This window comes from Streptomyces griseoaurantiacus (genome assembly GCF_036189845.1).
GTDB classification, from domain to species: Bacteria; Actinomycetota; Actinomycetes; order Streptomycetales; family Streptomycetaceae; genus Streptomyces; species Streptomyces griseoaurantiacus.
Map to the genome: position 1 here is coordinate 175,278 of NZ_CP108326.1, position 26,341 is coordinate 201,618.

Annotated in this window: 22 protein-coding genes; 6 read left to right on the forward strand and 16 right to left on the reverse strand. The window is 73.5% G+C overall.

Annotated features, from left to right (window positions below):
* Nucleotides 1–7: 7 nt before the first annotated feature.
* The 10 genes from OHB09_RS00780 to OHB09_RS00825 are packed head-to-tail and all read right to left on the reverse strand — an operon-like array spanning nucleotide 8 to nucleotide 12,480.
* Nucleotides 8–1,252: a 2-hydroxyacyl-CoA dehydratase family protein gene (locus OHB09_RS00780; protein ID WP_328921428.1), complete on the reverse strand. Its 1,245-nt coding sequence runs from the start codon at nucleotides 1,250–1,252 to the stop codon at nucleotides 8–10.
* Nucleotides 1,249–2,367: a 2-hydroxyacyl-CoA dehydratase family protein gene (locus tag OHB09_RS00785; RefSeq protein ID WP_328921429.1), complete on the reverse strand. Its 1,119-nt coding sequence runs from the start codon at nucleotides 2,365–2,367 to the stop codon at nucleotides 1,249–1,251. Before OHB09_RS00785 ends, OHB09_RS00780 begins: the two co-directional genes overlap by 4 nt.
* Before the next feature lie 2 nt (nucleotides 2,368–2,369).
* Nucleotides 2,370–3,638 (reverse strand): CaiB/BaiF CoA transferase family protein, encoded by a 1,269-nt coding sequence (locus tag OHB09_RS00790; RefSeq protein WP_006137214.1) that lies wholly within the window; start codon nucleotides 3,636–3,638, stop codon nucleotides 2,370–2,372.
* Nucleotides 3,635–4,768: a CapA family protein gene (locus tag OHB09_RS00795; protein WP_167793821.1), complete on the reverse strand. Its 1,134-nt coding sequence runs from the start codon at nucleotides 4,766–4,768 to the stop codon at nucleotides 3,635–3,637. Before OHB09_RS00795 ends, OHB09_RS00790 begins: the two co-directional genes overlap by 4 nt.
* Nucleotides 4,765–5,610 carry an alpha/beta fold hydrolase gene (locus OHB09_RS00800; RefSeq protein ID WP_328921430.1) on the reverse strand — a complete coding sequence of 282 codons (846 nt, stop codon included), beginning with the start codon at nucleotides 5,608–5,610 and terminating at the stop codon, nucleotides 4,765–4,767. The genes OHB09_RS00795 and OHB09_RS00800 overlap by 4 nt, the downstream gene beginning before the upstream one ends.
* Nucleotides 5,607–7,091 carry an alpha/beta hydrolase domain-containing protein gene (locus OHB09_RS00805; RefSeq protein WP_328921431.1) on the reverse strand — a complete coding sequence of 495 codons (1,485 nt, stop codon included), beginning with the start codon at nucleotides 7,089–7,091 and terminating at the stop codon, nucleotides 5,607–5,609. The genes OHB09_RS00800 and OHB09_RS00805 overlap by 4 nt, the downstream gene beginning before the upstream one ends.
* Nucleotides 7,088–8,146 carry an ABC transporter ATP-binding protein gene (locus OHB09_RS00810; RefSeq protein WP_328921432.1) on the reverse strand — a complete coding sequence of 353 codons (1,059 nt, stop codon included), beginning with the start codon at nucleotides 8,144–8,146 and terminating at the stop codon, nucleotides 7,088–7,090. Before OHB09_RS00810 ends, OHB09_RS00805 begins: the two co-directional genes overlap by 4 nt.
* A gap of 8 nt (nucleotides 8,147–8,154) precedes the next feature.
* On the reverse strand, nucleotides 8,155–10,098 hold the full coding sequence (locus OHB09_RS00815) for a dipeptide/oligopeptide/nickel ABC transporter permease/ATP-binding protein (protein WP_006137206.1): 1,944 nt from the start codon (nucleotides 10,096–10,098) through the stop codon (nucleotides 8,155–8,157).
* Complete coding sequence (locus OHB09_RS00820) at nucleotides 10,095–11,036, reverse strand: ABC transporter permease (RefSeq protein WP_006137205.1); 942 nt, start codon at nucleotides 11,034–11,036, stop codon at nucleotides 10,095–10,097. Before OHB09_RS00820 ends, OHB09_RS00815 begins: the two co-directional genes overlap by 4 nt.
* A gap of 37 nt (nucleotides 11,037–11,073) precedes the next feature.
* A complete protein-coding gene (locus tag OHB09_RS00825) occupies nucleotides 11,074–12,480 on the reverse strand; it encodes an ABC transporter substrate-binding protein (protein WP_006137204.1) in 1,407 nt (468 codons plus the stop codon).
* Nucleotides 12,481–12,923: 443 nt separating this feature from the next.
* Here OHB09_RS00825 and OHB09_RS00830 point away from each other — a divergent pair, with 443 nt between their 5' ends.
* Nucleotides 12,924–13,871, forward strand: a complete 948-nt coding sequence (locus OHB09_RS00830) for a PaaX family transcriptional regulator (RefSeq protein WP_006137202.1) — start codon at nucleotides 12,924–12,926, stop codon at nucleotides 13,869–13,871.
* Between the two features lie 35 nt (nucleotides 13,872–13,906).
* Here the strand turns inward: OHB09_RS00830 and OHB09_RS00835 are convergent, their stop codons facing one another.
* From OHB09_RS00835 to OHB09_RS00850, 4 genes are all read right to left on the reverse strand, one after another.
* Nucleotides 13,907–14,878 carry a PaaX family transcriptional regulator gene (locus OHB09_RS00835; protein ID WP_328921433.1) on the reverse strand — a complete coding sequence of 324 codons (972 nt, stop codon included), beginning with the start codon at nucleotides 14,876–14,878 and terminating at the stop codon, nucleotides 13,907–13,909.
* A 119-nt stretch (nucleotides 14,879–14,997) separates the two neighbouring features.
* Entirely contained in the window at nucleotides 14,998–15,384 is a 387-nt protein-coding gene (locus OHB09_RS00840) for a glyoxalase/bleomycin resistance/dioxygenase family protein (RefSeq protein ID WP_040893392.1), read from the reverse strand.
* A gap of 45 nt (nucleotides 15,385–15,429) precedes the next feature.
* Nucleotides 15,430–16,110, reverse strand: a complete 681-nt coding sequence (locus tag OHB09_RS00845; RefSeq protein WP_328921434.1) for an SDR family NAD(P)-dependent oxidoreductase — start codon at nucleotides 16,108–16,110, stop codon at nucleotides 15,430–15,432.
* Nucleotides 16,107–16,967, reverse strand: a complete 861-nt coding sequence (locus OHB09_RS00850) for an oxidoreductase (protein WP_328921435.1) — start codon at nucleotides 16,965–16,967, stop codon at nucleotides 16,107–16,109. The genes OHB09_RS00845 and OHB09_RS00850 overlap by 4 nt, the downstream gene beginning before the upstream one ends.
* Before the next feature lie 147 nt (nucleotides 16,968–17,114).
* On the opposite strand from OHB09_RS00850, the gene OHB09_RS00855 reads away from it, so the two are divergent.
* Both OHB09_RS00855 and OHB09_RS00860 read left to right on the forward strand, forming a co-directional pair.
* The gene (locus tag OHB09_RS00855; RefSeq protein ID WP_328921436.1) at nucleotides 17,115–17,939 is read left to right on the forward strand and encodes a helix-turn-helix domain-containing protein; all 825 of its coding nucleotides are present in this window, start codon (nucleotides 17,115–17,117) and stop codon (nucleotides 17,937–17,939) included.
* A gap of 242 nt (nucleotides 17,940–18,181) precedes the next feature.
* Entirely contained in the window at nucleotides 18,182–18,865 is a 684-nt protein-coding gene (locus OHB09_RS00860; protein ID WP_319350161.1) for a response regulator transcription factor, read from the forward strand.
* Nucleotides 18,866–18,891: 26 nt separating this feature from the next.
* Here the strand turns inward: OHB09_RS00860 and OHB09_RS00865 are convergent, their stop codons facing one another.
* Nucleotides 18,892–19,533: a DUF6461 domain-containing protein gene (locus tag OHB09_RS00865; protein ID WP_328730234.1), complete on the reverse strand. Its 642-nt coding sequence runs from the start codon at nucleotides 19,531–19,533 to the stop codon at nucleotides 18,892–18,894.
* A gap of 359 nt (nucleotides 19,534–19,892) precedes the next feature.
* On the opposite strand from OHB09_RS00865, the gene OHB09_RS00870 reads away from it, so the two are divergent.
* Together OHB09_RS00870 and OHB09_RS00875 are read left to right on the forward strand one after the other, a co-directional pair.
* Nucleotides 19,893–21,200: an MFS transporter gene (locus tag OHB09_RS00870; RefSeq protein ID WP_328921437.1), complete on the forward strand. Its 1,308-nt coding sequence runs from the start codon at nucleotides 19,893–19,895 to the stop codon at nucleotides 21,198–21,200.
* A 166-nt stretch (nucleotides 21,201–21,366) separates the two neighbouring features.
* Complete coding sequence (locus tag OHB09_RS00875) at nucleotides 21,367–21,768, forward strand: YunG family protein (protein WP_328921438.1); 402 nt, start codon at nucleotides 21,367–21,369, stop codon at nucleotides 21,766–21,768.
* Nucleotides 21,769–21,861: 93 nt separating this feature from the next.
* Here the strand turns inward: OHB09_RS00875 and OHB09_RS00880 are convergent, their stop codons facing one another.
* Nucleotides 21,862–23,493: a tannase/feruloyl esterase family alpha/beta hydrolase gene (locus tag OHB09_RS00880; protein WP_328921439.1), complete on the reverse strand. Its 1,632-nt coding sequence runs from the start codon at nucleotides 23,491–23,493 to the stop codon at nucleotides 21,862–21,864.
* Nucleotides 23,494–23,899: 406 nt separating this feature from the next.
* Here OHB09_RS00880 and OHB09_RS00885 point away from each other — a divergent pair, with 406 nt between their 5' ends.
* The gene (locus OHB09_RS00885; protein WP_328921440.1) at nucleotides 23,900–26,317 is read left to right on the forward strand and encodes a beta-L-arabinofuranosidase domain-containing protein; all 2,418 of its coding nucleotides are present in this window, start codon (nucleotides 23,900–23,902) and stop codon (nucleotides 26,315–26,317) included.
* Nucleotides 26,318–26,341: the final 24 nt, after the last annotated feature.

A 26,341-nucleotide genomic window follows, 5' to 3' on the forward strand; every position in this document is an offset into this window, starting at 1 on the left:
CACCCCCTCAGGGAAGTGCCCGGATCCAGTCGGCGACCTGCCGGTGCAGGGCGGACGGGTCCAGGGAGCGGCCGTCGGCGTTGTCGGCGCGGATCTCCAGGACGGGGACGCCCGCGGCCTCGAGGGCGTGGGTGGTGAACCAGCTGCTGCGGCTGTCCGGGCTGATCAGGTGGACGACCCCGTCCACCCGGTGCTCCTTGGCCTCCTTGACGTACCACTCCACCGACCAGGGCGGGGTGTACATCTGGTCGCGGAAGGCGCAGAACCTGGCGGCCAGCGCGCGCAGGGGGTCCTCGCCGTAGCGGGCGTAGGCGTCGGCGGCGAGCGCGAGGTACATGGACCAGACGAAGACCGCCCCGTGGCTCTCCTCGAAGGACCGGTAGAAGTTCATGTCGAACCAGAGCCCGCGGCCGATCCACATGAGCCGGCGCCGTTCGTCCTCGACCACGGCGTGGTCCTTCTCGACGAGGGCGCTCACCTCCCGGTACAGGTTCTCCGCGGCGGACGTGGCCCACCGGGTGCCGCGGTGCCACTGGGGGATCATGACCGCGGGGATGACGTCGTTCACCGGGACCGGGCACCTGGGGGCGCGGGCCAGGAGGTCGCGGGTGCGCCGGTTCCATTCGGCCTGTTCGTTGGAGAGGGCCATGACCTCGGCGAGCCGGTCGGGGTCGTAGGCGGCCCCGGTGAGTTCCTCCAGCCGGGGGACGAGGGCGCGCAGCTCCTGTTCGAGGAGGTCGATGCGGGCCGGTCCGACGGCCGACTCCCAGTCGTGGCGCATCAGCGTCCACCACTCGGTGGGCACGTTCTCGCCGACGGCGCTCTCCAGGGGCAGGAAGGGCACGCCCAGTTCGCTCTCCCACAGGCCGAACATGCGGCGCATGCTGTCGCCGGTGCACTCGGCGAGTACGAGGGAGGGCCGGGGCAGTCCGCCCCAGGGGGCGTCGTCGGCCCTCGGGGCCAGGGCCTCGGCGAGGGGCAGGGCGCTGTACTGCTCGATGTCGTCGGGCAGTCCGCGGCCGCGCAGGGCTTCGAGGTAGCGGCCCGACATGCGCTTGGCGGAGATGATCGAGGCCCACCACTGGTTGACGACGTAGGGCACGTCCATGGCCCGGAAGATCTCCTGGGGCGCGTCCGCGTTGACGAGCGCCAACGGTCTGCCGCGCTCGGCCTCCGCCCGCATCCCGGCGAACCATTCGCGCTGGTGGCTGAGTGCGGCACCGGCCGCGGCCAGTCGCTGTGGGCCGGTCATGAGGCCACCTCCGTCGCCGGCCGGTCCGACAGCGCGTCGAGTCCGGTCGTGTCGATCTCTCCGTAGGGCTGGGCGTGGAGCAGGGCGGAGGGCACGGGTGCGGCGGCGCGCTGTGCGGGGAAGTCCCAGCGGTGGGCGTCGTCGTGCCGGCGGCAGTAGCAGAGGAACGCCTCGGCCCGGCCCTCCTTCACCCCCGCGGCGGCGGCGCCGGCCCGTTCGCGCGCGGTCCGCGCGGTCGCCGGCCGCACCTCGCGGGTGTAGTGCTCGGCGAGTCCCTCCAGGGTCGGTTCGGCGACGGGGGGCTGGTCGGCCGAGTCGCCGCTGTCGTGGTCGTCGCCCACCACGCGCCATCCCCCGGCCTCCAGGGTGTCGTAGACCGCGGCGGTGTCGTGGGCGCTGCCGGAGAGGAACAGGGGCCGGCCGGGTGGCGGGGTGCCCGGTGCGGACAGGGCCTCGGTGAGGGTTCGGGCGTACAGGCCGGGCGGCATGACCGTCCCGGCGGTGTACCAGCGCAGGGCGTCCGCCCCGGACAGTTCCGCGGCACGCCGCCCGCGCAGTTCCCGGCGGGCGGCGCGTGCCGCGTTGTGCGCGGCGACGGCCTCCTCGAGTTCGGCGGGGGTCAGCGCGGCGCCCCGCCAGGCGCCCAGTTGGTCGGCGAGGCGGCGCAGACCGCGCAGGTTGTAGCGGCGGGTGGCCTCGCCCGGCAGGTGCAGCAGGTCCGCGAAGTGGAAGGGGGGCAGTTCCTCGGCGCGGATGCGGCGCAGTTCGCGCAGGGTGTGGAAGAGCTGCACGGAGGCGTCGCAGTCGTGGGTGAGGACGAGGAGGTCGAGGGCGAGGCCCTCGGGGGCGAGGAGCCCGGCGAGGAGGTTCACCGTGTGCGGATCGACCGCCCCGTCGAGGTAGGCGCGGGCGCGCCGGGTGTCGCGCCCGGGCCGGCCGGTCAGCCGGACGGGCAGGGCGCCGGCCGCGGTGATCAGTTCGACGGGGGTGTCCGCGCCGACGTAGCCGACGACGGGGCGTCCGCGCGCCGCCCAGTCGCGGGCGTGCAGCAGCGGGTCGTCGTGGGCGGCCCGGAGCGCGGCGGCCGCCCGGTGGGTGGTGTCGGAGGGGGCCACGCTCAGATCACCCCCTCGTCGCGCAGCAGCGCGATCTCGTCCTCGGTCAGTCCGCCGAGCCGGGCCAGCAACTCGGCGGTGTGCTCGCCCAGGTGGGGGGCCGGGCGGTCCAGCCGGGCCTCGGAGCGCGAGAAGCGGATGGGGATGCCGGGGCCCATGAGTCCCGTCGGGCCCTGCTCGGGGTGGCCGAGTTCGACGACCTCCTCGCGTTCCAGGACGGCGGGGGCCCGCAGGGCGTCGGCGGGTTCCAGGACCTCGGCGGCCGGGACGCCCTCGGCGGCGAGGGCGGCGACGGCCTCGGCGCGGGGCAGGGACCGGGACCAGTCCTCGATGAACGCGTGCAGCCGGTCGGCGTTGCGGACCCTTCCGTCGCGGGTCGCGAAGTCCTCGTCCTCGATGAGTTCGGGGCGTCCCAGTGCGCGGAAGACACCGCGCGCGAAGGTGTCGGTGGGGCCGCACAGGGCGAGGAACCCGTCCTTGGCGGGGAAGATGCCGAACGGTGCGAGCCGGGGCACCTCGTTGCCGGTGCGCAGGGGCAGCCCGACCTGCTGGAAGGCGTCGAAGGGCTCGGTGGACAGCAGGGAGGTGAGGGCGCCGAGCATGGAGACGTCGACGTGCTGTCCCTGGCCGGTCGTGTCGCGGTGGGTCTTGGCGGCCAGGGTGCCGATGACGGCGTACAGGGGGGCGAGCAGGTCGCCGACGGGCAGGCCGAAGCGGACCGGGTCGGCGCCGGGGTCACCGGCGGTGAACATGACGCCGCTGAGCGCCTGGACGATGGAGTCCATGGCCTTGCCGGGGCGGCCGGCGCCGAAGCCGCTGATGGAGGTGTAGATGACGGCGGGGTTGACGGCGCACACGTCGGCGTAGCCGATGCCGAGGCGGTCGGCCGTTCCGGCGGCGTAGTTCTCCACGACGACGTCGGCGCCGCGCGCGAGGCGCAGGAAGGTGTCGCGGCCCCGGGGGTCCTTGAGGTTGAGGGTGATGCTCCGCTTGTTGCGTCCGCGGCCCATCATCGACACCGACATGTCGGTGTCGCCGCCTCGGGCGACGGTGAGTCCCTCGGGGCCGTAGTAGGGCGAGTTGTTGCGGGAGGAGTCGCCGCCGGTGGCGGGGTTCTCCACCTTGACGACCGTCGCGCCCAGCCCGGCGAGCAGCAGGGTGGCGTAGGGGCCGGCGAGGGCGGTGGTCAGGTCCAGGACGACGAGGCCGTCCAGCGGGCGGCCGGCGGCCGCTTCGGCCAGGTCATCGGTGCTCGGGTGCTCGGCGGTCACAGTTCCTCCTCCAGGACGTCCACGGCGGCGTCCCCGTTCCAGACGAAGCGGGTGGTGAGTCCCGCCCGCCGGGTGATGTCCCGTACGTAGTCGAGGACTTCCTCGCCTCCGGTGGTCCGGGTCACGGGCACGGGGCGGCCCAGGTCGTCGATGCGGCAGGGCACGAGGCCGGCCCGTGTCCCGTCCTCGTCCACCCGCAGGGAGGCGATGACGGTGTTCCGGCTCTCGGGGTGGAAGGGGTAGTACGGCATGTCCGGGTCGGGGGCGAAGCCGTACAGCTCGACGCGGCGGCGTGCCCATGCGGCCCGCTCGGGGCTGTCGTTGCCCTGGGGGGTGAGGGCACGGGTGACGGTGACGAAGTTGCCGAGGCCGTGGAAGACGGGCCGCCCCCGGTACATCTCGACGCCGCGCATGATGTGGGCGTGGTGGGCGAAGACGGCGTCGGCCCCGGCGTCGACCGCGGCCTGCGCCACGGGCCGTTCGTACATGGCGATCTCGGCAGGGGTGTGGCCGACTCCCTTGTGCAGGCCGACCACGACGACGTCCGCCTCCTGCCGGGCGCGCGCGATGTCGTCCGCCATGCGCCCGAGGCTGTCGGGGGCGGCGAAGGTGTAGACGGCGGGCGGGCCGCCGGGGCTCGCGTGGTCGAGTTCGTAGTGGGTCAGGACGTGGACGTAGGCGCAGCCCGGTTTGGCGCTGGTGGCCCAGCTCTCCCTGGGGCCGACGCAGTTGTAGCTGAGCACGGCGACGGTGCGGCCGCCGGCGCGGACGAGGGCGGGGCGCCGGGCCTCGTCGAGGGTGGCCCCGGCGCCGGCGGTGGCGAGCCCGTGGGACCGGGCGTGCCGGACGGTGTCCAGGACGCCCTCGGGTCCGGCGTCGGCGATGTGGTTGCCGGCGAGGGTCGCGACGTGGAAGCCGGCGCGGGCGAGGGCGCCGAGCGCGGCGGGGTCCGCGGGCGGGGCGGGCACGTCGGTGCTGGACTGGGTGTCGGTGGTGGAGTGGGGCACCTCGACGTGGCCGATGACGGCGTCCCCGGTGCCGAGCACGGTGCGGCTGGGGTCGAAGAAGGAGTCGGGGCCGGGCTCGTCCAGGATGATGTCGCCCACGGCGAGAACGGTGGTGGTGGTCACCACTGGCCTCCCTTGCTTTCGTAGCCGGCGAGTTCGTCGAGGAAGACCCGCACCTCGCGGGCCAGCCGCTCCGGGCGTTCGCGGGCGATGAAGTGGCCCTCGTCCTCGAAGAACACCGATTTGCAGTGGGGTACGCGGGTCGCGGCGCGCAGGGCGGAGGCGGGTGAGATGACGCCGTCGCGCATGCCCGCGAGGGACAGCACAGGCACGTCGATCGTCTCGAGGATCCCGGCGACCTCCTCGTCGGTGGTGGCCTCGGGGAAGGGCATGCCCTGGTTGACGGCGGCCTCCTCCTCGCTCAGGGCGAGCTGGTGGGCGACGAGGGCGCGGACGGTCTCCTCGCGGAGCGCGAGCCGCCGTTCGCCCTCGGTGCGGCCGCCCAGGACGCGGAGCTGCTCCTCGACGACGGCCGGGTCGTGGCGTCCCTCGATGATGCGGCGGCGGCCCTCGGAGGAGGAGGTGTCGCCGGTGCGGTCGTGGGGGGTGCCGACCACGCTGATCAGCGCCCGCAGCCGTTCGGGGTGCCGGCGGGCGAGGTGCCAGCCGATGCCGGCGCCGTGCGAGACGCCCGTGTAGACGAAGGTGTCGATGCCGAGGTGGTCGGCGACGGCCAGGACGTCCTCGCCCCACTGGTCGAGCCATCCGGCGGCCGGGGGTTCGGCGAGGTGGCTGGAGCGGCCGAAGCCGCGGGCCTGCACGGTGACGACCGTGCAGTCGTACGGGGGCCGGGCGAGGATCGCGGGGTAGGCGTCGAAGCCGGCCGCGCTGGAGAGGACGACGTCGTCTCCCGAGCCGTGGCGTTCGTACCGGACGTCGGCTCCGGTGAGGCGGAGGACGCTCATGTACGGGGTCCCTTCTCGTCGGTGGTGGCCGCCGCGTGGTGGTCCGGCGGGGTGGGGAGGCGGGTGCGGCGGGCCGCGTCGAGGAGGGCGCGGGCGTCCTCCTCCAGGAGCAGCCCCTGGCCGGTGAGGCGCGCGCAGGCCTCCTCGAAGCGGTGCGTGCGGTCTCCGGGGCCGGGGTAGAGCCCGGCCAGCCGGGTGGGGGGCAGGGGGGTCATGTGGCCGATGAGCCCGGCGACCGCGCGGGGGTCGGCGAGCGGTGCCCAGGGCGAGGGGAGGCAGGATCCGGGGGCGGGGGTGCTGTGCGGGCGGTAGGAGGCGAGCGGGGCCTCCACCCAGGGGGTGCGGACGCCTCCGGTCACGTTGCCGTCCTCGTCGCGCAGGAGTTCCTCCGCCGTCCCGGCGGGTGCCTCGCTCTCCGCCGCCGCGAAGGTGAAGCGCGCGGCGCGCGGCGGTGCCTGCCCGGTGGCGGCCCAGCGGTGCAGCAGGGCGTAGACGGCGCGGGCGACGGCGTCGGGGCGGGCGTCGCTGGTGGGCTCGGCGATCCGCCAGTCGGACACGTCGTGGCCCTTGCGGCGGAACTGGGCGGTGTTCGTCAGCACCGTCGAGGTCAGCGGGTCGTGGTGGGAGGTGCCGGCGACCTGGTAGAGCCGGTAGCGGTCCTCGGGTGCGTCGCTGTCGGGGCGCAGGGCGGCGCGGTGGGTCTCGCTCTCGAACTCGCTGAGCAGCTCGATCACCGGGACGCCGGCGGGGCCGATGGTGCGCCGGGGGTCGTCGGGCGGCAGGACCTCGGAGTCCTCGGAGAGCGGCGGGTAGCCGGAGGCGCCGGCGGCGCCGGAGGAGATGCCGATGAGGTAGCCGTCCACGGCGGGCCGCCCGTCGGGGAGCCGGTGGCGCTCGTGGAAGCCGTCCTGGAGGAAGACCCGGCAGAAGCTGCCGGTGTTCGACCATCCGGAGAGGTACACGTGCCGGACCCGTGCGGCCGACTCGCCGAGGACGCTCCGTCCCGGGGTGCGCAGGTCCGCCAGGACGCTGCCGACGATGTCCCAGCCCAGTCCGGCGGCGGGCAGCGACACCTCGCGGTAGCGCTCGGGGTCGTAGTGCTCCCGCAGGGTCGCGGCGCTGCGGTGGTCCTGGGTGATGCCGACCCAGGCGGCGCCGGTGGCGGTGATCCAGCCGTGCGCGACGCGCCAGGCGGGTGCGCTGTCGTAGTCGGGGTGGAGGGGTTCGGCCGCGACGACGCCGTTGAAGTGTCCGGGGGCGGGGACGCGGACCAGGACGCGGGTGGTGAACGGGAGTTCGCCGACGCGTTCCCGGACTCCGTCGCGGTGGCGGTGGAGCCCGGCCGTGCCGTCGACCAGGTACTCGCGTTCGGTGTAGCCGAGGGGGGCGAGGTCGACGCCGACGCCCTCCTCGGGGAGGTGGCTGGTGCCCAGGGGCGGCGACGCGGGATCGCCGGGCAGTGCGCGGAGGTGCGGTGTCACAAGGTTCCGTTCTCGTGGTGCGGCGTGGAGGCCGGCGGGCCGAACGGCTCGGTCCAGTCCGGGAGTTCCTCGACGCGGTGGCAGGCGACGCGGCCGCCGTGGGGTGCCTCGCGCAGGGCGGGGCGCTCGGTGCGGCAGCGGTCGACGGCGAAGGGGCAGCGGTGGGTGAAGGGGCAGGCCTCGGCGAGGGGCAGGGCCCGGGCGGGCGGCGGGGTCATCGCCTCGCGGCGTTCGCGGCGCTCGCGCTGCCCGCCGACGCTGTGCAGCGGGGCGGACATGACCAGTTGGCGGGTGTAGGGGTGGCTCGGGGCGCGGCAGACGTCCGCCGCGGTGCCGGACTCCATCACCCGGCCGCGGTAGAGGACGACGAGGTCCTCCGCGATGTGGTGCACGACGGCGAGGTCGTGGGTGATGAACAGCAGCGACAGGCCGAGGTCCTGCTGGAGTTCGAGGAGCAGGTTGAGGATCTGCGCCTGCACGGACAGGTCGAGGGCGCTGACCGCCTCGTCGCAGATGACGAGTTCGGGCCGCACGATCAGCGCCCGGGCGAGGGAGATGCGCTGGCGCTGGCCGCCGGAGAACTGAGCCGGGTAGCGGTCCGCCGTGTCCGGCGGCAGCCCCACCCGGTCCAGGATGGCCCGCACGGCGTCCTGGCACTCGGCCCGGCCGAGCGGGGTGCCGGTGCGGTCGGCGCGGGCGCGCAGTGGTTCGGCGAGCGTGTAGCCGATGGTCTTGGTGGGGTCCAGGGAGCTGTAGGGGTCCTGGAAGACGACCTGGATCTCCTGCGGTCTGCTGTCGCGGCGGCCCGCCTCGTGCAGCCGGGCCGGGCCGTAGGTGACGGCGCCGGAGCCGATCGGCGCCATGCCGAGGACGGCCTTGGCCACGGTCGACTTGCCCGATCCCGACTCCCCCACCAGGCCGACGCTGCGGCCCGCGGGGACCCGCAGGCTGACGCCGTCGACGGCGCGGCGGTGCCTGCGCCGGCCGAGGGGGTAGTCCACGACCAGGTCGTCGATGACGAGGCCGGCTTCCTCGCGGCCCGATGTCTCGTGCACGGGAGCGCTCATCGTCGGGCCTCCAGGTGGGCGGTGTGGATGCATCGGCTGGTGCGGTGCTCGCCGACGGGGAGCAGGGGGATCTCCTGCTCGGCGCAGTCGGCCTCGGCGAGTGGGCAGCGGGTGCGGAAGCGGCAGCCCGCGGGCCGGTCGCCGGGCGGCGGCACCGTCCCCTCGACGGCCTTGATCGGGGTGCGGCGCGGGGCGTGTTCGGGGCCGGCGGCCATGAGCGCGGCGGTGTAGGGGTGGGAGGGGCGGGCGAAGACGTCCTCCACGGGGGCGCTCTCGACGACCTGGCCCGCGTACATGACCGCCACGTCGGAGCAGATGTCGGCGACGACGCCCCAGTCGTGGGTGACGATCAGGACGGCCATGCCGGTGTCGGCCTGGATGCGGCGCAGCAGGGCGAGGATGTCGGCCTGCACGGTGACGTCGAGCGCGGTGGTCGGCTCGTCGGCGATGAGCAGTTCGGGAGAGCCCGCGAGGGCCGCGGCGATGGCGACGCGCTGCGCCATGCCGCCGGAGATCTGGAAGGGGTAGCGGGTGACGATCTCCTCGGGGTCGGGCAGTTCGACCATCTCCAGCAGTTCGAGCACCCTGCGCCGCGCGGCCCCGCGGGACATGCGGGTGTGGGCGCGGACGACCTCGCCGAGCTGGGCGCCGATCCGGAACGAGGGGTCGAGGGCAACCATGGGTTCCTGGGAGATCAGCGCGATGCCGGTGCCGCGGATCGCGGCGAGTTCCTTACGGCTCGCCCTGGTCAGTTCCCTGCCCCGGAAGCGGACGGAGCCGCCGGTGACGGCGCCGTTGGCCTCCAGCAGGCCGAGGACGGCGCGGGCGGTGACGGACTTGCCGCTGCCGGACTCGCCGACCAGGCCCAGGGTGCGGCCGGCCCGTACGTCGAAGCCCACCTTGGTGAGGACCTCCCTCTCGCCGTGCGGGGTGAGGAAGGAGACGTCGAGGTCGCGCACGCGGAGCAGTACGGGAGCCTCGGCCTCGGACCCGGGTACCTCGACGGGTGCCTCGGGTGCCCGGCGTCCGGACGCGGGACGGGCCCGCAGGCCGCCGGAGGAGGTGTGGCTCTGCGCCGTGACGTCGCGGACGACATCGCCGAGGATGCCGAAGGCGAGCACGGTCAGGGCGATCAGCCCGCCGGCGGGGACCAGCAGCCAGGGTGCCCTGGACAGGGTGACGGCGGACTCGTTGATCATGCCGCCCCAGGTGGGGCTGGGGGGCGGCGGGCCCAGGCCGAGGAAGGTCAGTCCGGTCTGGATGCCGATCGCCACGGCGGCGAACAGGGAGGTCTGGACGATGATGACGCCGCGGCAACGGGGCAGGATGTGCCGGAAGATGATCTGCACGCGGCCGAGCCCGAGCAGTTCGGCGGCGGAGACGTAGAGCTCCTGCCGGACCGTCATGGCCGCGCCGCGCACGACGCGGAGCGTGCCCGCGGCGCTCAGTACGCCGAGGGTGATCATCGCGGCGGCGATGGAGCGGTCGAAGATGGTGAGGACGCCGAGGAGGATCACGATCGTCGGCACCGACATCACGATGTCGCAGACGCGCATCACGAACCGGTCGAAGCGCCCGCCGAGGTATCCGGTGGCGACTCCGAGGGGCACGGCGACGACGAGTTGGGCGAGGACGCCCTCGAGGACGCCGGCCAGGGCCGGGCGGCCGCCGTACAGGAGCCGGCTGAGGAGGTCCCGGCCGAGACTGTCGGTGCCGAGCCAGTACCGCGAGCTGGGCGTCTCCAGGACGTGGTGCAGGTTCTGCCGCAGCGGGTCGGCGGGGGCGAGTACCGGGGCCAGCAGGGTGGCCAGGATGAGCAGGAGCAGGAATCCGCCGGCGATCGAGCCGCGGGGGGTGCGCAGGACCGAGCGGAGGATGCCGCGGTGCGCGTCCGCCGCTGCCGGGAGCGCGGTGGGCGTCTCGGGGGCCGTGGTGGTCATGCCGCACGCACCTTGGGATTGAGGAGGCCGTAGGCGATGTCGATCAGCAGGTTGACGACGATCACGGCCAGGGTGAGGACCACGCCGACGCCGAGGATGACGGGGACGTCGTGGTCGAGGGTGGCCTGGGTGGCGAGGGTGCCGAGGCCCGGCAGCACGAACACGTTCTCGATGAAGACGGCGCCGCTGAGCATGCCGATGGAGACGAGGCCGAGGGAGGTGACCACGGGGATGGCGGCGTTGCGCAGGACGTGCCGCAGCAGCAGCGAGGTGGTGCCCACGCCGTTGGCCCGCAGGAAGCGCACGTAGTCGGCCTCGAGCACCTCCGCGACCGAGTCCCGGGTCTGCTTCGCCACCGCCGTGATGCCGTGCAGGCTCAGGGCGATGACGGGCAGCACGATGGAGCGCAGCCAGTCGCCGGGCGACTCGGCGAACGGTGTGTAGCCGGTGGCGGGCAGCAGATTGGCGCGTTCCGCGAGGGCGGCCACGAGGAGCAGGGCGATCCAGAAGCTGGGCAGGGCGAAGCCGAGCAGCGAGACGACGTCGATGACGCGTCCGAGGAAGCCGCCGCGCACGGCGCTGGCGAAGCCCAGGGCGATACCGGCGACGGCGCTGAGCAGCATGCTCGGCACGAGCAGGGAGAGGGTGACCCCCAGCCGGGTGTCCAGGCTCGACATCACGTCGACGCCGCTGATGATGGAGGTGCCGAGGTCGCCGTGGAGGGCGCCGGCCAGCCAGTCGCCGTAGCGGCTGACCAGGGGTTCGTTCAGGCCGAGCTGGTCGCGCAGCGCGGCCACGGTCTGCGGGTTGGCGTTCTCGCCGAGGATGGTGCGGGCGGCGTCTCCGGGGACGAAGGCCTGGAGGACGAAGACGATGAGGGTGACGATCAGCAGCAGGGGGATCGACGTGGCGATCCGGTTCCCTATCAGACGCAGCACGGCCTGCCTCCGGCTCCTTCGCGGGGGTGTGCGGGTCTCATCGCAGCCGCCAGGAGAGGTCGGCGCGGGGTCCCGTGGGGACGGGGTTGGGGTTGACCACGGAGGACCTGATGTTCTCCAGGTTCTCGGCGGCGTAGGAGATGTTCTTGGTCGCGAAGACGGGCACGAACCATGTGAGCTCCTCGAAGCGTGCGGAGGCCTTCCGGTACAGCTCGGTGCGGGCCCCGGCGTCGGTCTCGGAGGCCGCCTGGCGCAGCAGCGCCTTCAGCTTCGGGTCCGAGGAGCCGAAGGGGTTGAAGGCACCGGTCATGACCTGGGAGGCGACCTCGGCCGTGGTGGTGCCGACGTTGGGGAAGAGGGTGACGGCGTACTTCTTCGACAGCGCGTCGGCGGTGAACTGGCCGATGCCGGTGGTCTGCACCTGGAGTTTCACGTCGATGCCGATGTCCTCCAGCGCGGCGGCCACGGCCTGGGAGTAGTTGGTGTTGGGGTCGATGAGGGACTGGGTGAGCACGGTGAGCCGGAAGCCGTGCGGGTAGCCGGCCTCGGCCAGCAGCTTCTTGGCCCTGCGGACGTCGTGGCCGTAGCCGAGGGACTTGTCGTAGCCGTCGGTGCCCGGCAGCAGCATCTGGCCGCTCGGGGTGGCGTAGGCGCCGGCCAGTCCGTGGGCCATGGTCGGCCGGTCGAAGGCCAGCGCGATCGCACGGCGTACGCGGACGTCGGCGAGCGGGGGTGCGACCTTGCCCTCGCGGTCGACCAGGTTGAGGGCCCAGTTGTAGAAGGGCGCGGTGCGTACGGTCAGTCCCGCCCGCTTCGCGGCGTCCGCGGTGTTGGCGTTGCCGGAGGAGGCGTACTGCACCTGTCCGGTGCGTGCGGCGGACAGGACGGCGTTGGCGTTGCCGATGACGTGGATGACCACCGACCGGAAGTGCTGCGCCTCGGGCCGGAAGTAGTGGGGGTTGCGCCGGTACACGTATGTGTTGCCGGCGACGGAGGCCTTCCCGTCGTACACGTACTGGCCGGTGCCGCTGCTGGAGGTGAGCAGTGACTGGGGGGCGGCGAGTCCGGCGGGGCCGATGATGTTGCCGATGCCGTAGTACTGGGTCATCGTCGACGCCGCGTCGGACTGCGGTTCGGCGTAGGTGACGCGCACGGTCATGGGGCCGGTGGCGCGGACGCTCTCGACCGCTCCGACCTTGCCGACCAGGCCGCCGCCCGCCTTGAGGAAGTACTTCATCGACGCGACCGCCGCCTTCGCGGTCAGGGGTGAGCCGTCGGAGAAGGTGACGCCCTCGCGCAGCTTCAGCTCGAAGACGGTGTTCGTGTCGTCGAGGTAGCGCCAGTCGGTGGCCAGGTCGGGCACCAGCTCGCCCTCGCCGCTGAGGTAGATCAGCGGGTCGTAGGCGAGTGCGGAGAACATGGTCGAGCCGCCGTTTCCGGCCATGGCCGGATTCATACTGATGGGAGGTCCGGTGAACTGGAGGGAGAGCTGCTCCCCGGCGACGCTGCCGCTTTCCGTTCCGGCACAGGCGCTCAGCAGGAGGGCCGAGGCCAGAGCGAGGGCGGCGAGACGGAGGCGACCGGCCGGGCGGCGGCCCCGCCCTGTTCCACGAAGAGGCTTTTTCATCACGCGCTCCGGTGGGTGTGATTCGGCCACGAGTTGCAGTGAACGTATACGTGGCACTTACGAGCGTCAACATAAGTGCAACAGATATTTTCCCGACCCGACATACGACGCCCGTATGGCACGGGGTGCCTCGATCGGGACCTGCCTACAGACAGGGATCACATGCGAGCTGTAGCATCTGCCCTGCCATCCGGGCGTAACGAAATCTGTAACGCGTTCGGAGTTCCGCAAGGGTCTTCACACAGCTAAGGACACAGAGCGTGCGATCCGATTCCGTTCCCGTCCGGGAACTGGAGGACGTGGCGCTGCCCCGCGCACAGGGCGGTTCCTCGCCTCAGCACCTCCTGGTCACCCTCCTCGGTGACTACTGGATACGGCAGGACGGGGACCTGCCCTCGGCCGGGCTCATCGACCTGCTGGCCGAGTTCGAGGTGAGCGCGTCCAGTGCCCGCGCCGCGCTCAACCGGCTGCTGCGCCGGGGACTCGTCGACATCCGCAAGGCGGGCCGCCAGACCTTCTACCGGCTCAGCCACCAGGTCGTGGAGCGGGTCGTCGAGGGCGGCCGGCGCATCGCCTCGTTCGGTCTGCCGACCGACTGGGACGGGCAGTGGACGATCGTCGCCTTCTCCATCCCGGAGAACCGCCGGGAGAGCAGGCACCTGCTCCGCTCCCGGCTGAGCTGGTTCGGGTTCGCCCCGCTGTACGACGCGCTCTGGGTGTCCGCGACCTCGACGGCGGCCGACGCCCGGGCGGTCCTGGCGGCGCTGGACATCACCTCGGCGACCGTCTTCACCGCGACCGCCGAGACGACGGTCGACCGCTCGCCCCTGTCCGCCTGGGACCTGGACGCCCTCGCGTCGGTCTACACCACGTTCCTCGCCGAGACCCGCCCGCTGCTCGACGCCGTCCTCGCGGGACGGGTCGCCCCGCGGCAGGCACTCATCGCCCGGACCCGGCTGATGGACACCTACCGGCGCTTCCCCGGCACGGACCCGGGCCTGCCCAGCGCCCACATGCCCGAGGGATGGCCGCGCGAGGAGGCACGCGCGCTGTTCACCGAGGTCTACAACGCGCTGGGGCCCCTCGCCGAGTCACGGGTCAAGCAGATCATGGGCGCGCACGACGCCGAGGCCGCGCGGCGGGCGCGGTTCCAGTCCGTGGAGCAGCTCCGCGACCGGCCCGCGACGGAGGAGGGGACGCCGGCGTGAGGCGCGGCCGGTGACCCGCGCGGGGCCGGGGCGCGCTATCCGCGGGCGTTCTCCGGCTGCCGGGTCCGGCTGCCCTCCCCCGTCCAGTCCCCGCAGGTCAGGTGTGTCGCCGACGCGGCGAGCGCCTCGTCGTGGGCGGCGACGATCTGGCGGAACCGCAGTTCGGCCAGGGGGCCGAGGCCGTCGTAGAGGCTCTGGAACGTCTCCCTGGCCCGTGCGCGGGGCCAGTCCCGCGGCAGCAGGTCCCCGGGCAGGTCGGAGTCGAGCCCGGGGAACGTGCGCCAGCCGTCGAAGACCCGCAGCCGCTCGGCGAACGCGTCCGCGAGGGTGAGGGTGCCGGAGGCCAGGCGTGCCGCGGACTCCCGGTGCGCCTCGACGAAGGCGCGGTAGGCCTCCGCGACCGCGTCCAGGTCCCAGGCCGTGAGCGGCGAGATCCCGCCGGCCTCCGAGGCGCGCAGCACCGTCAGGTTGCCGACCCCGGCCGCCCGGAAGATCGGCTCCAGCGCCTCGGGATCGGCACGCGGGGAGACCCACAGACCGTCGAAGAGGGGCGCGAAGCCGAGCCAGCGCAGATAACTGCGCACCCGGTGACGCAGGTGCCGCTGCTGCTCGGGAATGCTGAATCCGGCCACCGTCCACAGGCCGTCCCAGTGGTCGGACCCGGTGCCGAAGCGGACGATGCTGAGGATCTTCTGCCGGGCATCCTCGCGGCCGTTCTCGCTGAACCGCAGATAGGACTGCCGGCCGGAGCGTTCCGCCTCCAGCACCCCGCGCTTGACCAGGCGGTTGGCCGTCGCCCTGGCGCTGGTCTCGCTGACGCCGAACTCCGCGAGCAGGGAGATGACCGCGCCCATCGGCAGGGCCTGCGGGACGTCCAGCCAGTACTCGCCGAGCAGGGTGGTCAGCAGGCGCTGCGGGGAGGCGCCTGTCTGCTGCCGCGGGAGGACACTGCCCTCCTCCGCACGCCGGAGGACCAGTGCTTCGAGGGACGGCTTCTCGGACGGCATCGCCCCAGCCTAGAGCCTGCCCGGCGCTTCCCGTCCGCCGGGCGGCGAGTGCGCCTCCTGGCAGCGGGCTGCCGTGCCCGGGTGTCGTGCCGGAGTGCCGGGGCCCGTCGGGACCGCCCTCAGGCGGGACGGCCTCCCGCGCGTTCCCACTGCTCCTCACTCCACTCGACGTACTCGAGCTGGAGGCCGCCGGGCAGCCTGGCGGTCAGGTTCCGCCCGGTGGGTACGGCCCGCGGCCCGCGCACGAGTTCCGCCCCCGCCTCGTCGAGCCGCTCCCGGCACGCGTCGAGGTCGTCGACGAGCAGCGTCGCCACCGTCTCCCGGTACGGCGCGAGCGCCTCCTCGTCCCCCGCCACCACCAGGACCTCCCCGACGGTGGCCAGGTCCGGACCGTTCGGCAGCGAGAAGCGGCTGGTGACCGGCTCGCCGGTGGCGGCGGCGAGCGAGGCCGACACGGTGTCGAGGTCGGTGGTGTACACGCGGGCGTAGGTACGGAGGATGCGCATGGCACACAGCATGGCAGGGTGCCCACCGGGGGCGGCCGTGCGGGCTCACCGCAGGACGAGCAGGGGCTCCTCACGTGCGGTGTGCAGGCGCCACAGCTCCCCGGCCACCTCGTCCGGTTCGTGACGGGCACCGGGCCCGAGGGAGCCGACGACCGTGACCTGCGCGGCGTGGATCCCCTCGCCCGCGAGCGTGTCGTGCAGCATGCGCGTGTAGGCGGACTCGGCCGCGTAGGCGATGCCCGACACCGCGCGGTCCCGGTGCGGTTCGACGGCGGCGCCCCCGGTGGTGAACAGCAGCGTGCCGCGTCCGCGGCGGCGCATGTCGGGCACCACCGCGCGGACCGCGACCGAGGCGGCGACGACGCTCAGGGACAGTGCGTCCTCGAGGTCCGCCGGGGCGGTCTCCAGCACGGGTCTGATCCACTCCAGGGCCGGCCGCGGGCTGAACAGCAGCACCTCGACCGGTCCGAGCGTCTCCCGCAGCGCGCCGAGCGCGGCGGTGAGCGCCGCGGCGTCGGTGACGTCGGCGGTGCGTGTCGCCGCCGTGATCCCCTCGGCGCGCAGGCCGGCGGCGATCTGGTCGAGGCTCCCGGCGCTGCGCGCGATCAGCCCGACCGGGTGGCCGTCCCGGCCGAACCGCCGGGCGGCCGCCGCCCCCAGGCCCGGTCCGGCACCGACCACGACGAACGCTCCCCTGTCCGCTCCCTTGTCGCTCACTTCGCTCACCTCTCCTCCAGGTCGGCGCTCACGGTCAGCGCCTGATTGGCCTCGATCTCGTCCCGCATCCGGTCGAGGCGGGCGCGGATGCCGGCCAGCGCGTCGGATCCGAGCAGCAGCCGCAGCGGTGCCGACTCGGCGTCGACGGTCGCGGCGATGGCCGCGGCCGCACGGTCCGGGTCGCCGGGCTGGCGGCCGGATACGGCGAGCGTGGTGGCGCGGCGGGCTCCGGCGGTCGGCTCGTAGTCCTCCAGGCGCACCGGGGACCGGCGCATGGACTCCCCCGCCCACTCGGTGCGCATGCCGCCCGGTTCGACGATCGTCACCCGGATCCCGAGCGGGGCGAGCTCCCCGGCGAGGGATTCCGACAGGCCCTCCAGCGCGAACTTCGTGGCGTGGTAGTAGCCGGTCGCGGGGAAGGCGGCCAGGCCGCCGAAGGAGGAGACGTTGACGACGTGCCCGCAGCGGCGGGCGCGCATGCCGGGCAGCACGGCCTTCAGCACGGTCACCGCACCGTGCACGTTGGTGTCGAACAGGGCGCGGACCTCGGTGTCCTCGCCCTCCTCCACGGCGGCCAGGTAGCCGTATCCGGCGTTGTTGACCAGGACGTCGACGCGGCCGAAGACCCGTTCGCACTCCTGGACGGCCGCCGTCACCGAGGCGGGGTCGGTGACGTCGAGGCGCAGGGCCAGGGCGCTGTCGCCGTACTTCGCGGCGAGATCGGTGACGGCCGATCGGTCGCGGGCGGTGACCGCCACCCGGTCGCCCCGTTCGAGGGCGTGCACGGCGAGGGCGCGCCCGAGTCCCTTCGAGCAGCCGGTGATGAGCCATACCCGTGTGTCGTTCGGTGTCGTTTCCCTGTGCATGTCCTCCATGACAACGGGCGCCGGGCGGACGTGCCACACCCCCTTGGGGGTGGCCCTCGCAGGGCCTGTTTCGCGGCCTCTCGCGCGGGTGCCGCGGCCGCCCGGCGGCGCGGGTGCGGCACGGCGGGGCGCGGTAGCGTGGGCCGGGTGGCAGGTGAAGACAATCAGCTGGGCTCCTTCCTGCGCAGCCGCCGGGAGAGGATCGACGCCGCGACCGCCGGTGTCGTGGACAGCACCCGGCGCCGGGTGAAGGGGCTGCGCCGGGAGGAGCTGGCGCTGCTCGCGGGTCTCAGCCCCTCCTACTACGCCCGGCTGGAGCAGGGCCGCGACCGGAACCCCTCCCGGGAGGTGCTGCGGGCCCTGGCCGACGTGCTGCGCCTGGACGACACCGAGCGCACCCATCTGTGGTCGCTCGCGATGCCCGCGTTGCCGCCGGCCGGGAACGAGGGGGCGCCCGCTCCCGCCGTGCGGCCCGGGGTGCTGTCGCTGCTGGAACGGTGGGCGGACCTGCCGGCATTCGTGGTCGGACCCGGCCGGGACGTGCTGGCCGGGACCCCGCTCGCCGAGCGGGTCAATCCCGCCTGGAGCCCCGGGCACAACCTCATCGCCTTCACGTTCCTCGATCCGAGGTCCCGCGCGGTGTACCCGGACTGGGAGGAGATCGCCCGGCAGGCCGTCGCCGGGCTGCGTGCCACCGCCGCCGCGCGGCAGGGGGAACTCGACGGTCTCGTCGCCGATCTGCGTGCCCGCAGCGAGACCTTCCGGGCGCTGTGGGACTCCCACGACGTGTACCAGCGCACGACGGGCGACAAGCGGCTGCGTGTAGAGGGCGTCGGCGTCCTCCGCCTCGCCTTCGAGACCTTCGCGCTCACCGGCCCCGAGGGGCACGTGCTGTACGTGTACTTCCCCGAGGCCGGCAGCGCGGACGAGGAGGCGCTGCGCGGGCTGGGCCGAGCCCCCGGCGGCGTGTGACCGACGGGGGGGGCGTCGGCGGACCGTGCGGACGGCCGCTTCGACCAGGCGTGTCACGGCCCCGGGGTGGGAGACGGACACCGCGTGGGAGGTGTCGATCCCGCCGGTGCCGGGCAGCCGGTCCGCCGGGACCGCCGGCCCGCATGCCGAGACGGCCGCCCGGCCGCTCGGGCCCGGCCGCCTACGATGCCCGCGGCGCCGGATGTCCGGCGGGACGACGAGACAGCGGGACGGGACACACGATGAGCCTCAGGGTGCTGGTCGTCGACGACCAGGGGATCGTACGGGCGGGGTTCGCCGCCGTGATCGACGCCGAGGAGGACATGACCGTCGTCGGTGAGGCCGCCGACGGTGCCGCCGCCGTCCGGCTGGCCGGGGAACTGGCGCCCGACGTGGTCCTCATGGACGTGCGGATGCCGGAACTGGACGGCATCGCCGCGACGAGGCTGATCACGGCCCGGCCTCGGGCGCCCCGCGTCCTGGTACTGACCACGTTCGACCTGGACGCCTACGTCTTCGACGCGCTGCGCGCCGGCGCCTCCGGGTTCCTCCTGAAGGACGTGCACGCCGCCGAACTGCTCAGCGGCATCAGGGTGGTGGCCTCCGGCGAGAGCGTCCTCGCACCCTCCGCGACCCGCCGGCTCATCGGCCACTACGCCTCGGGGCCCGGGGTGCGGACGCCGGACCCCGAGGCGCCCGCCGCGCTGGAGACCCTCACCGCCCGCGAGCACGACGTCCTCCGGCTGATCGCCTCGGGGCTGACCAACGCGGAGATCGCGGGACACCTCGGCATCGCCGTCGGCACGGTGAAGTCACACGTCAACGCGGTGCTGCGGAAACTCGAACTGCGCGACCGGGTGCAGGCGACGATCCTCGCCTACGATCTCGGCCTCACCCGTCCGAACGCGCGCCCCTCCCCCGCCTGAACGCGCGCGGCGACCCTCGTCCGGCATCACCCGAGCGAGGCGCCCAGCAGCGGGAGTCGGCGCAGGTCCTCGGTGGTGAAGACGAGGCCGGCCAGGGCGCAGGCGACGCGCATGGTGAGGTCGTAGTCGGGCTCACCGGGATCGAGGTGCTCGGCGTCGAAGGTTCCGGCGGCCTCGAAGGCGGCGCGCACCTCCTCCGGCATGGCCGGGAGGTCCTGTGCGAGGTCCAGGTCGTCGACGCTGGTCCTGAGGACCGTCTCGCCGTCGACGGCGTAGTCGAAACTCGTGTCGAGGTTGATCGTGACCACGCTGGTGGCGGCCGTCCTGCCGTCGGCGGACAGCGCCTTGATGTCCTCGTCCCCGCAGGTGACTCCGGCGGCGTCGTAGACGAAGGTCCACTCGCCCACGCGTCCCGCCAGCAGCACGTCCTCCGCGGCTTCCGCACCGAGGGCGGCGGCGGGCAGGCAGGTCCAGTCGTCCGGCCTGGCCGCGGGCAGCTCCAGGGGGCGCACCGCGTCCGGCTCGGCGCCCAGGAGGCGCAGGGCCTCGGCCGGGTCCAGGCCCCGCACGACGTGGAGGGCGTGATGGGGGTCGGCGACGGCCAGGTCACTGATCCAGACCGGTCCGCCTTCGTCGAGTGTGTGTGGCGGGAATCCGGGTGTCGGCATGGGCGGGTCCTCTCCGTTCCGGTCGGTGTGCGGCCCGGTGATCATAGGCCGTCGGTGAGAGCAAAGATCTGTCGGCACGCCCCAACGGCCCTTGCACAGTAGGAGGTTGAGGGGGCGCCGGTCGACGCCGGTGCCTGTTCCGGCTCCGCCCCGCGGCGGTTCCGGACGACGCCTGGTGACACGTTTCACATCACATGGGAGCCTTGGCCGGAATAGGCGGCTCCTCACCGTGGCTGGAGCCCTGAGGGGCCTCCCCCGCCCAGGGGGCCGCCGAGCGAGGGTGCTCGGCGCGCGCGGACACGCCCGTCCGCCCGCGCCTCCGGTCCCGTCGCCGTCGCTGTGAAAGGTTCCCTCTCCCCATGCCACTGGCTCTGCTGGCCCTGGCCGTCGTCGCATTCGGCATCGGCACGACCGAGTTCGCCACGATGGGCCTGCTGCCCGAGATCGCCGACGGAGTCGGCGTCTCGGTACCGCGCGCGGGAAACCTCGTCTCGGCGTACGCGCTGGGCGTCGTCGTCGGCGCGCCCGTGCTGACCGGCATCGGCGCGCGCATTCCCCACAAGCGGCTGCTGCTGCTCCTGTCGGGGGTGTTCGTCGTCGGCAACGTGGCCTCCGCCTTCGCGCCGAACTTCTCCCTGCTGTTCGCCGCGCGCTTCCTGGCGGGTCTGCCGCACGGGGCGCTGTTCGGCGTGGGCGCCGTCGTGGCCTCGCGGCTGGTCGCACCGGACCGGGCGAGCCGCGCGGTGTCGCGGATGTTCCTCGGGCTCACCGTGGCCAACATCGTCGGCGTGCCTGCCGGTACCGCCCTCGGGCAGCACCTGGGCTGGCGCTCGGCGTACATCGCGGTCGGGGTCCTCGGGCTGCTCGCCCTCGCCATGCTGGCCGCCTTCGTGCCGCACCAGCCGCGCGGGCGGCAGTCGGGCATCCGTCACGAGCTGCGCGCGATGGGCAACCGGCACGTGGGGATCGGCGTGCTGACGGCGATCGTCGGCTTCGGCGGGTTCTTCGCCGTCTACAGCTACCTCGTGCCCATCCTGACGCATGTCACGGGCATCTCGAACTCCTCGACGACGCTGGTCCTCTCGCTCTACGGCGTCGGCATGACCATCGGCACGCTGGTCGCCGGTCCGCTCACCGACCGTGCCCTGCGGCCGACGCTGTACGCCGGGCTGGGCTCGCTCGCCCTCGCCCTGGTGGCCTTCTACTTCACCGTCCATTCCACCGTGCCCGCCCTGGTGACGCTGGTCTTCATCGGCGCGCTGGGGGCCCTGGTCACCACGCCGGTCCAGATGCTGCTGATGGCCAAGGCGAAGAACGCGCCGACGATGGCGGCGGCCTCCAACCACTCGGCCTTCAACCTGGCGAACGCGGGCGGTGCCTGGCTCGGCGGGCTCGCCATCTCGGCGGGCTGGGGCTGGACCTCGCCCGCGCTGGTCGGCGCGGTGATGGCGGCGGCGGGCCTCGCCCTGGCGGTGGCCGGCGGGCTGATGGACCGGGGCGCCCCCTCGGAGGTGGTCGCCTCGGCCGCCGACGGCCAGGAGGCGGCCCTGAACGCACCGGCAACCAAGACCGCTGCGGCCCCGGTCGCGCCTGCCGCTCCGGCTCCCGCTTCGGCTTCGGCTTCGGCTTCGGCTTCGGCTTCGGAGGGGACTCCGCCTCGCGGTTAGGGTCTTTCGTCCGGATCAGCCGGCAACGACGCCGCCGGGGCACCCTCACGCCCGTTCACGGCAGTGGGAAGTGTGTGCCGGGCCCCGCGACGCCGGGACGATCCAGACGAGAGGCCCCAGCGGCGTATCGGGCCCGTTGTCAGTGCCGTGCGGCAGTATCGGCGGCATGACACCTCTGCTTCTCGCCGACATCGAGGCCGCCGTCCGCGACAGTTGGAGCGCCGAGACCTGCCCGCCCGAGTCCCGGGCGCAGTGGACCGACGCCGATCCGGCCCGTGACCAGTGCGGCGTGACCGCCCTGGTGCTGAACGACCTGCTGGGCGGCGAGCTGCTGCGCGGCGAGGTCCTCGTGGACGGGGAACGCGTGGACTACCACTGGTGGAACCGGCTGGGCATGGGCGTCGAGATCGATCTCACCCGTGAGCAGTTCGGCCCGAGGGAGAAGGTCACCGAGGGGACCGTGATACCCCGCCCGCCCGTGACCGAACTGCGCAGGCTCCGCGAGGAGTACGAGCTGCTGCGTGACCGTGTCCTGGAGCGACTCGACCGGCGGCGGGCCTCGGTGTGAGGCGGGCGCGGCCCGTTCCCGGAACGGCCCTCCGGGCGCTCCCCCGGCACCCCGGTCCACTCCACTCGGACCGGGGTACCGCGGCGGCACGGGTCAGCGTGTGCAGACGAAGCTGGTGGCGCTGTCCGGGTCGCCCGTGCGGTAACGGGGCCACTCCGGGTACTCGCACAGCGGGCGGGTGCGGGCGTGGGCCGCGTCGGTCACGACCGGGTTCGCCGGCGCTCTCCCCTTCTCGACCCACTGTTCGAGCGCGGTGAGCGAGTCCCAGCTCGCGGCGAAGGCGGGCGAGCCGAAGTTCGCGTGGTTGGCGCCGGGGACGACGTAGTACCGCAGGAAATCGTGGGCCGTCCGGGCGCCCACCCTGGCGCGCACCCGCTCGTAGTAGTCGTTCGTGGAGCGGGGCGAGACCAGTTCGTCGGCGCCGCCGTGGAGCAGGAGCAGTTTGCCGCCGGCGCGGGCGAAGGGGCGCAGATCGGCGTTGTTGCGGTCCTGGACGGTGGACAGTTCACTGATGCGCGCCCGCCACTTCCCCGGGTGCCGGGGGTCGATGTCGAGGGAGTTGTGCCCCGGGTCGCGGGTGAGGAAGTACTTGACCCACTGGTCCCAGTACTGCATGCCGTAGCCGCTGGTCACCGGCATGGGGTCGGCCGGGGCGGTGGTGCCGAAGCCGAGGAAGGGCGTCCTCATGTCCGCGCCCGAGAGGAAGGGGAAGCCGGGGTACTGACTCTCGCCGCTGGCGACGCGGTACCCCCACCGGAAGGGGGAGGACATGGCCATGACGGCCTTGATCTGGGGGTCCGAGAGACAGGTGGGGCCGGTGTCGGCGCCGCGCGGGCAGCGCAGCGTGACGGGGTCGAAGCGGCAGCCGTCGGGGTCGGAGACGACGCCGTCCTCGGCGCCGTCGCGTCCGTCGCAGGCGTGGACGACGCTCTCGTAGAGGAGGGTCTGCTTCTCGACCCCCGGGAAGGCGCCGGGGCGGGACAGGACGCGGGTCAGATGTCCCAGGTCCAGGGCCTCCGCGAGGTTGTTCCAGGCGGGGTAGCCGGAGATGACGCCGTCGAAGGCCTTCGGCCAGCGCTGGGTGACGACCAGCGCCTCGCGGCCGCCGGTCGAGCCTCCGGCGAAGTAGACCTCGGCGGGCTCGGCCCGGTAGGCCCGGTGGAGGAGGAACAGGCTCGCGTCGCGTGTCTTCTTGAGGGCGTCGCCGGCGGAGAAGTTGCGCAGCGCCTCGTCGTTGACGCCGAAGGAGCCGTCCAGGGAGGGCGGGGCGGCGGGGTTCTGCCGGTGCCCGGAGTCACTGGCGAAGGTCGCGTAGCCGCGGGCCAGCGGCGCGGGCCGGTCCGTGGGGCCGAACGGCACGTTCCCCGTCACGTCGGGGACGGTGCCGTTGTAACCGCCGCCCCCGAACATCAGCGCCTTGCGGTTCCAGTCGCGGGGCAGGGCGAGGCGCATCCTGATGTCGGGCGCGGAGGGGTCCACGGGGTGGAGGTCGGCCTCCACCCGGCAGTACTCGACCGTCGTGCCGCTGACGGCGCCCGTCACGACCGAGGCCGAGGTGACCCGGCCACCGGTCGTCGGGAGAGTCATGGCCGAGGCCGGGATCCTCGTCCCGTCCAGGGCGGCGCACCCCGCCGTCGCCGAGGGGCCGCTCGCGGTCCCGGGTGTCGCGGCCCGGGCCCCGAGCACCTGCGTGGCACCCGCCAGCAGGACCATGCTCGTCAGCACGGCGACCCGACGGGTCCTCGCGCCTCTTGCCGATGTACTGCTCACGCCGACCTCTTCTCTGCCTCGCACGGGCACGGATCACGGGCGAAGTGATGCCGCGACAGTAGGGCGCCGTCTCCCGGGGGTTCAGGTGTGTACCGCACACTCCTCGCGGTCGCACGGTGGGGTGTTGTTCCACCAGGTGCCGTGCGCCCGCCGAGGCCCGACCGGCGCGGGGACGCTTCGGGGCCGTCCCCCGACCGCCCTCCGGTCCCCCGCTCGTTTCCTGCGCACACGCTGGACAGGTCCTGTCCGCCGTGCTGTCATACCTGCGGCCGTTCCCACGTTGTACAACCGTCGCTCCACCCACCCCCCACCGCACGCGACAACGTTGTCATCCCCGTCCCCGTGAGAAGGCAGGTCCCCCATGCCCGTCAGCAGACGCACGCTCCTGGGTGCCGGCGCCGCGACGCTCGGCGCGGCGGCACTCGGCGGTCCGCTCTCCGTCCCTGCGGCCGCCTCGCCCCTCGCCCCGACCTCGGTGAACCGGCGGGCGGAGGGGCGGACCCCGGACGCCTTTCGGCGCCTTCCGCCCGGCAGCGTGACCGCCCAGGGGTGGCTCGCCGGACAGCTCCGGCTCCAACTGGACGGTCTGTGCGGCCGGTTCGAGGAGGGCTCCCACTTCCTCGACTTCGCCACCAGCGGCTGGGTGCATCCCGAGCGCGGGGCATGGGAGGAACTGCCGTACTGGCTGCGCGGCTACCTCCCGCTGGCGATCGCCACCGGCGACACGCACGCGCTGTCCCGTTCCCGCGCGTGGATCGACGCCGTCCTGGCCACCCAGCAGAGCGACGGCTTCTTCGGGCCCCGCGCCCTGCGCACCTCGCTCGACGGCGGACCCGACTTCTGGCCCTTCCTCCCGCTGCTGCAGGCCCTGCGCACCCACGAGGAGTACAGCGGGGACACGCGTGTCGTCCCCTTCCTCACCCGGTTCCTGCGGTTCATGAACGCCCAGGGACCCGGCGCCTTCGACCACAGCTGGGTCTCCTACCGCTGGGGCGACGGCCTCGACGTCGCCGTGTGGCTGTACGACCGGACCGGGGAATCCTTCCTGCTCGACCTGGCGGCGAAGATGCACACCCGGGGCGCCGACTGGACGGGCGCCACACCGAGCCGGCACAACGTCAACATCGCCCAGGGCTTCCGCGAGCCCGCCCAGTACGGCCGGCTCACCGGCTCCGAGGAACTGACCCGGGCGACCTACCGCGCCTACGACAGCGTCATGACCGCGTACGGGCAGTTCCCCGGCGGCGGCCTGGCGGGCGACGAGAACTACCGGCCGGGCTTCGGCGACCCCCGGCAGGGCTTCGAGACCTGCGGGATCGTGGAGTTCATGGCCAGCCACGAGCTGCTCACCCGGCTCACCGGCGACCCGGTCTGGGCGGACCGCTGCGAGGACCTCGCCTTCAACATGCTCCCTGCCTCCCTCGACCCGAGCGGCAGGGGCGTCCACTACGTGACCGCCGCCAACGGCGTCGACCTCGACGACCGGCCCAAGACACAGGGGCAGTTCGACAACGGGTTCGCCATGCAGGCCTTCCAGGCCGGGGTCGACCAGTACCGGTGCTGCCCGCACAACTACGGCATGGGCTGGCCGTACTTCGCCGAGGAGCTGTGGCTCGGCACCCCCGACCAGGGGCTCGCGGCGGCGATGTACGCGCCGAGCACGGTCCGCGCCCAGGTGGCGGGCGGCACGACGGTGACGGTCACCGAGGAGACCGGCTACCCCTTCACGGACACCGTCACCCTCACCCTCGCCACCTCCCGGCCGGTGCGCTTCCCGCTGCGGCTGCGGGTGCCCGGCTGGTGCCGGAACCCCGAACTGAGCGTCAACGGCAAGCCGGTGAAGGCCCCGGACGGTCCGGACTGGGCGGAGATCACCCGTACCTGGCACGCGGGCGACGTGGTCCGGCTGCGGCTGCCGCAGCGGGCCCGGCTGCGGCAGTGGCCCGGACAGCACGGGGCGGTCAGCGTGGAGCGCGGCCCGCTGACGTACTCGCTGGAGATCGGCGAGCGCTACGAGCGCAACGGCGGGAGCGACACGTTCCCCTCCTACGAGGTGCACGCCACCACCCCTTGGAACTACGGCCTCGTCCCGGACACGCCGCTCACCCTGGCCCGAACCGGCGGCGCCGTGCCCGCGCAGCCCTTCACCCACGACACGGTCCCGCTGCGACTCACCGCGCGGGCCCGGCGGATCGAGGAGTGGATCGCCGACGACGAGCACGTCCTCGCCCCGCTGCAGGACGGCACCGCGCGCAGTACGGCGCCGGAGGAGACCGTCACCCTCGTGCCGATGGGCGCGGCCCGGCTGCGCGTGACGTCCTTCCCGACGGCCGCGCCCGACGGGCGGGCATGGACGCCGGAGCCGCCGTTCCGCCGGATCGCCAACAAGAACAGCGGCAAGGTCCTCGCCGTGGACGGCATGTCCACGGAGAACAGCGCGCGGGTCGTCCAGTACGACAACACCGGCACCGGCGACCACGCCTGGCAGCTCGTGGACCGCGGTGACGGCTGGTTCCTGGTCCGCAACGGTCACAGCGGCAAGGTGCTGGGGGTCGACGGCATGTCGACCGCCGACAGCGCGATCGTCGTCCAGTACGAGGACAACGGGACGGCGGACCACCTGTGGACGCGGGTCGACGACGGCGAGGGCTGGTTCCGGCTGCGCAACCGCAACAGCGGGAAGGTCCTCGGCGTGGACGGCATGTCGACCGCCAACAGCGCGCAGGTGGTCCAGTACGAGGACAACGGCACCGCCGACCACCTCTGGCGGCTCCTGTGAGGCGCCGCTGAGACACCGCGCGCG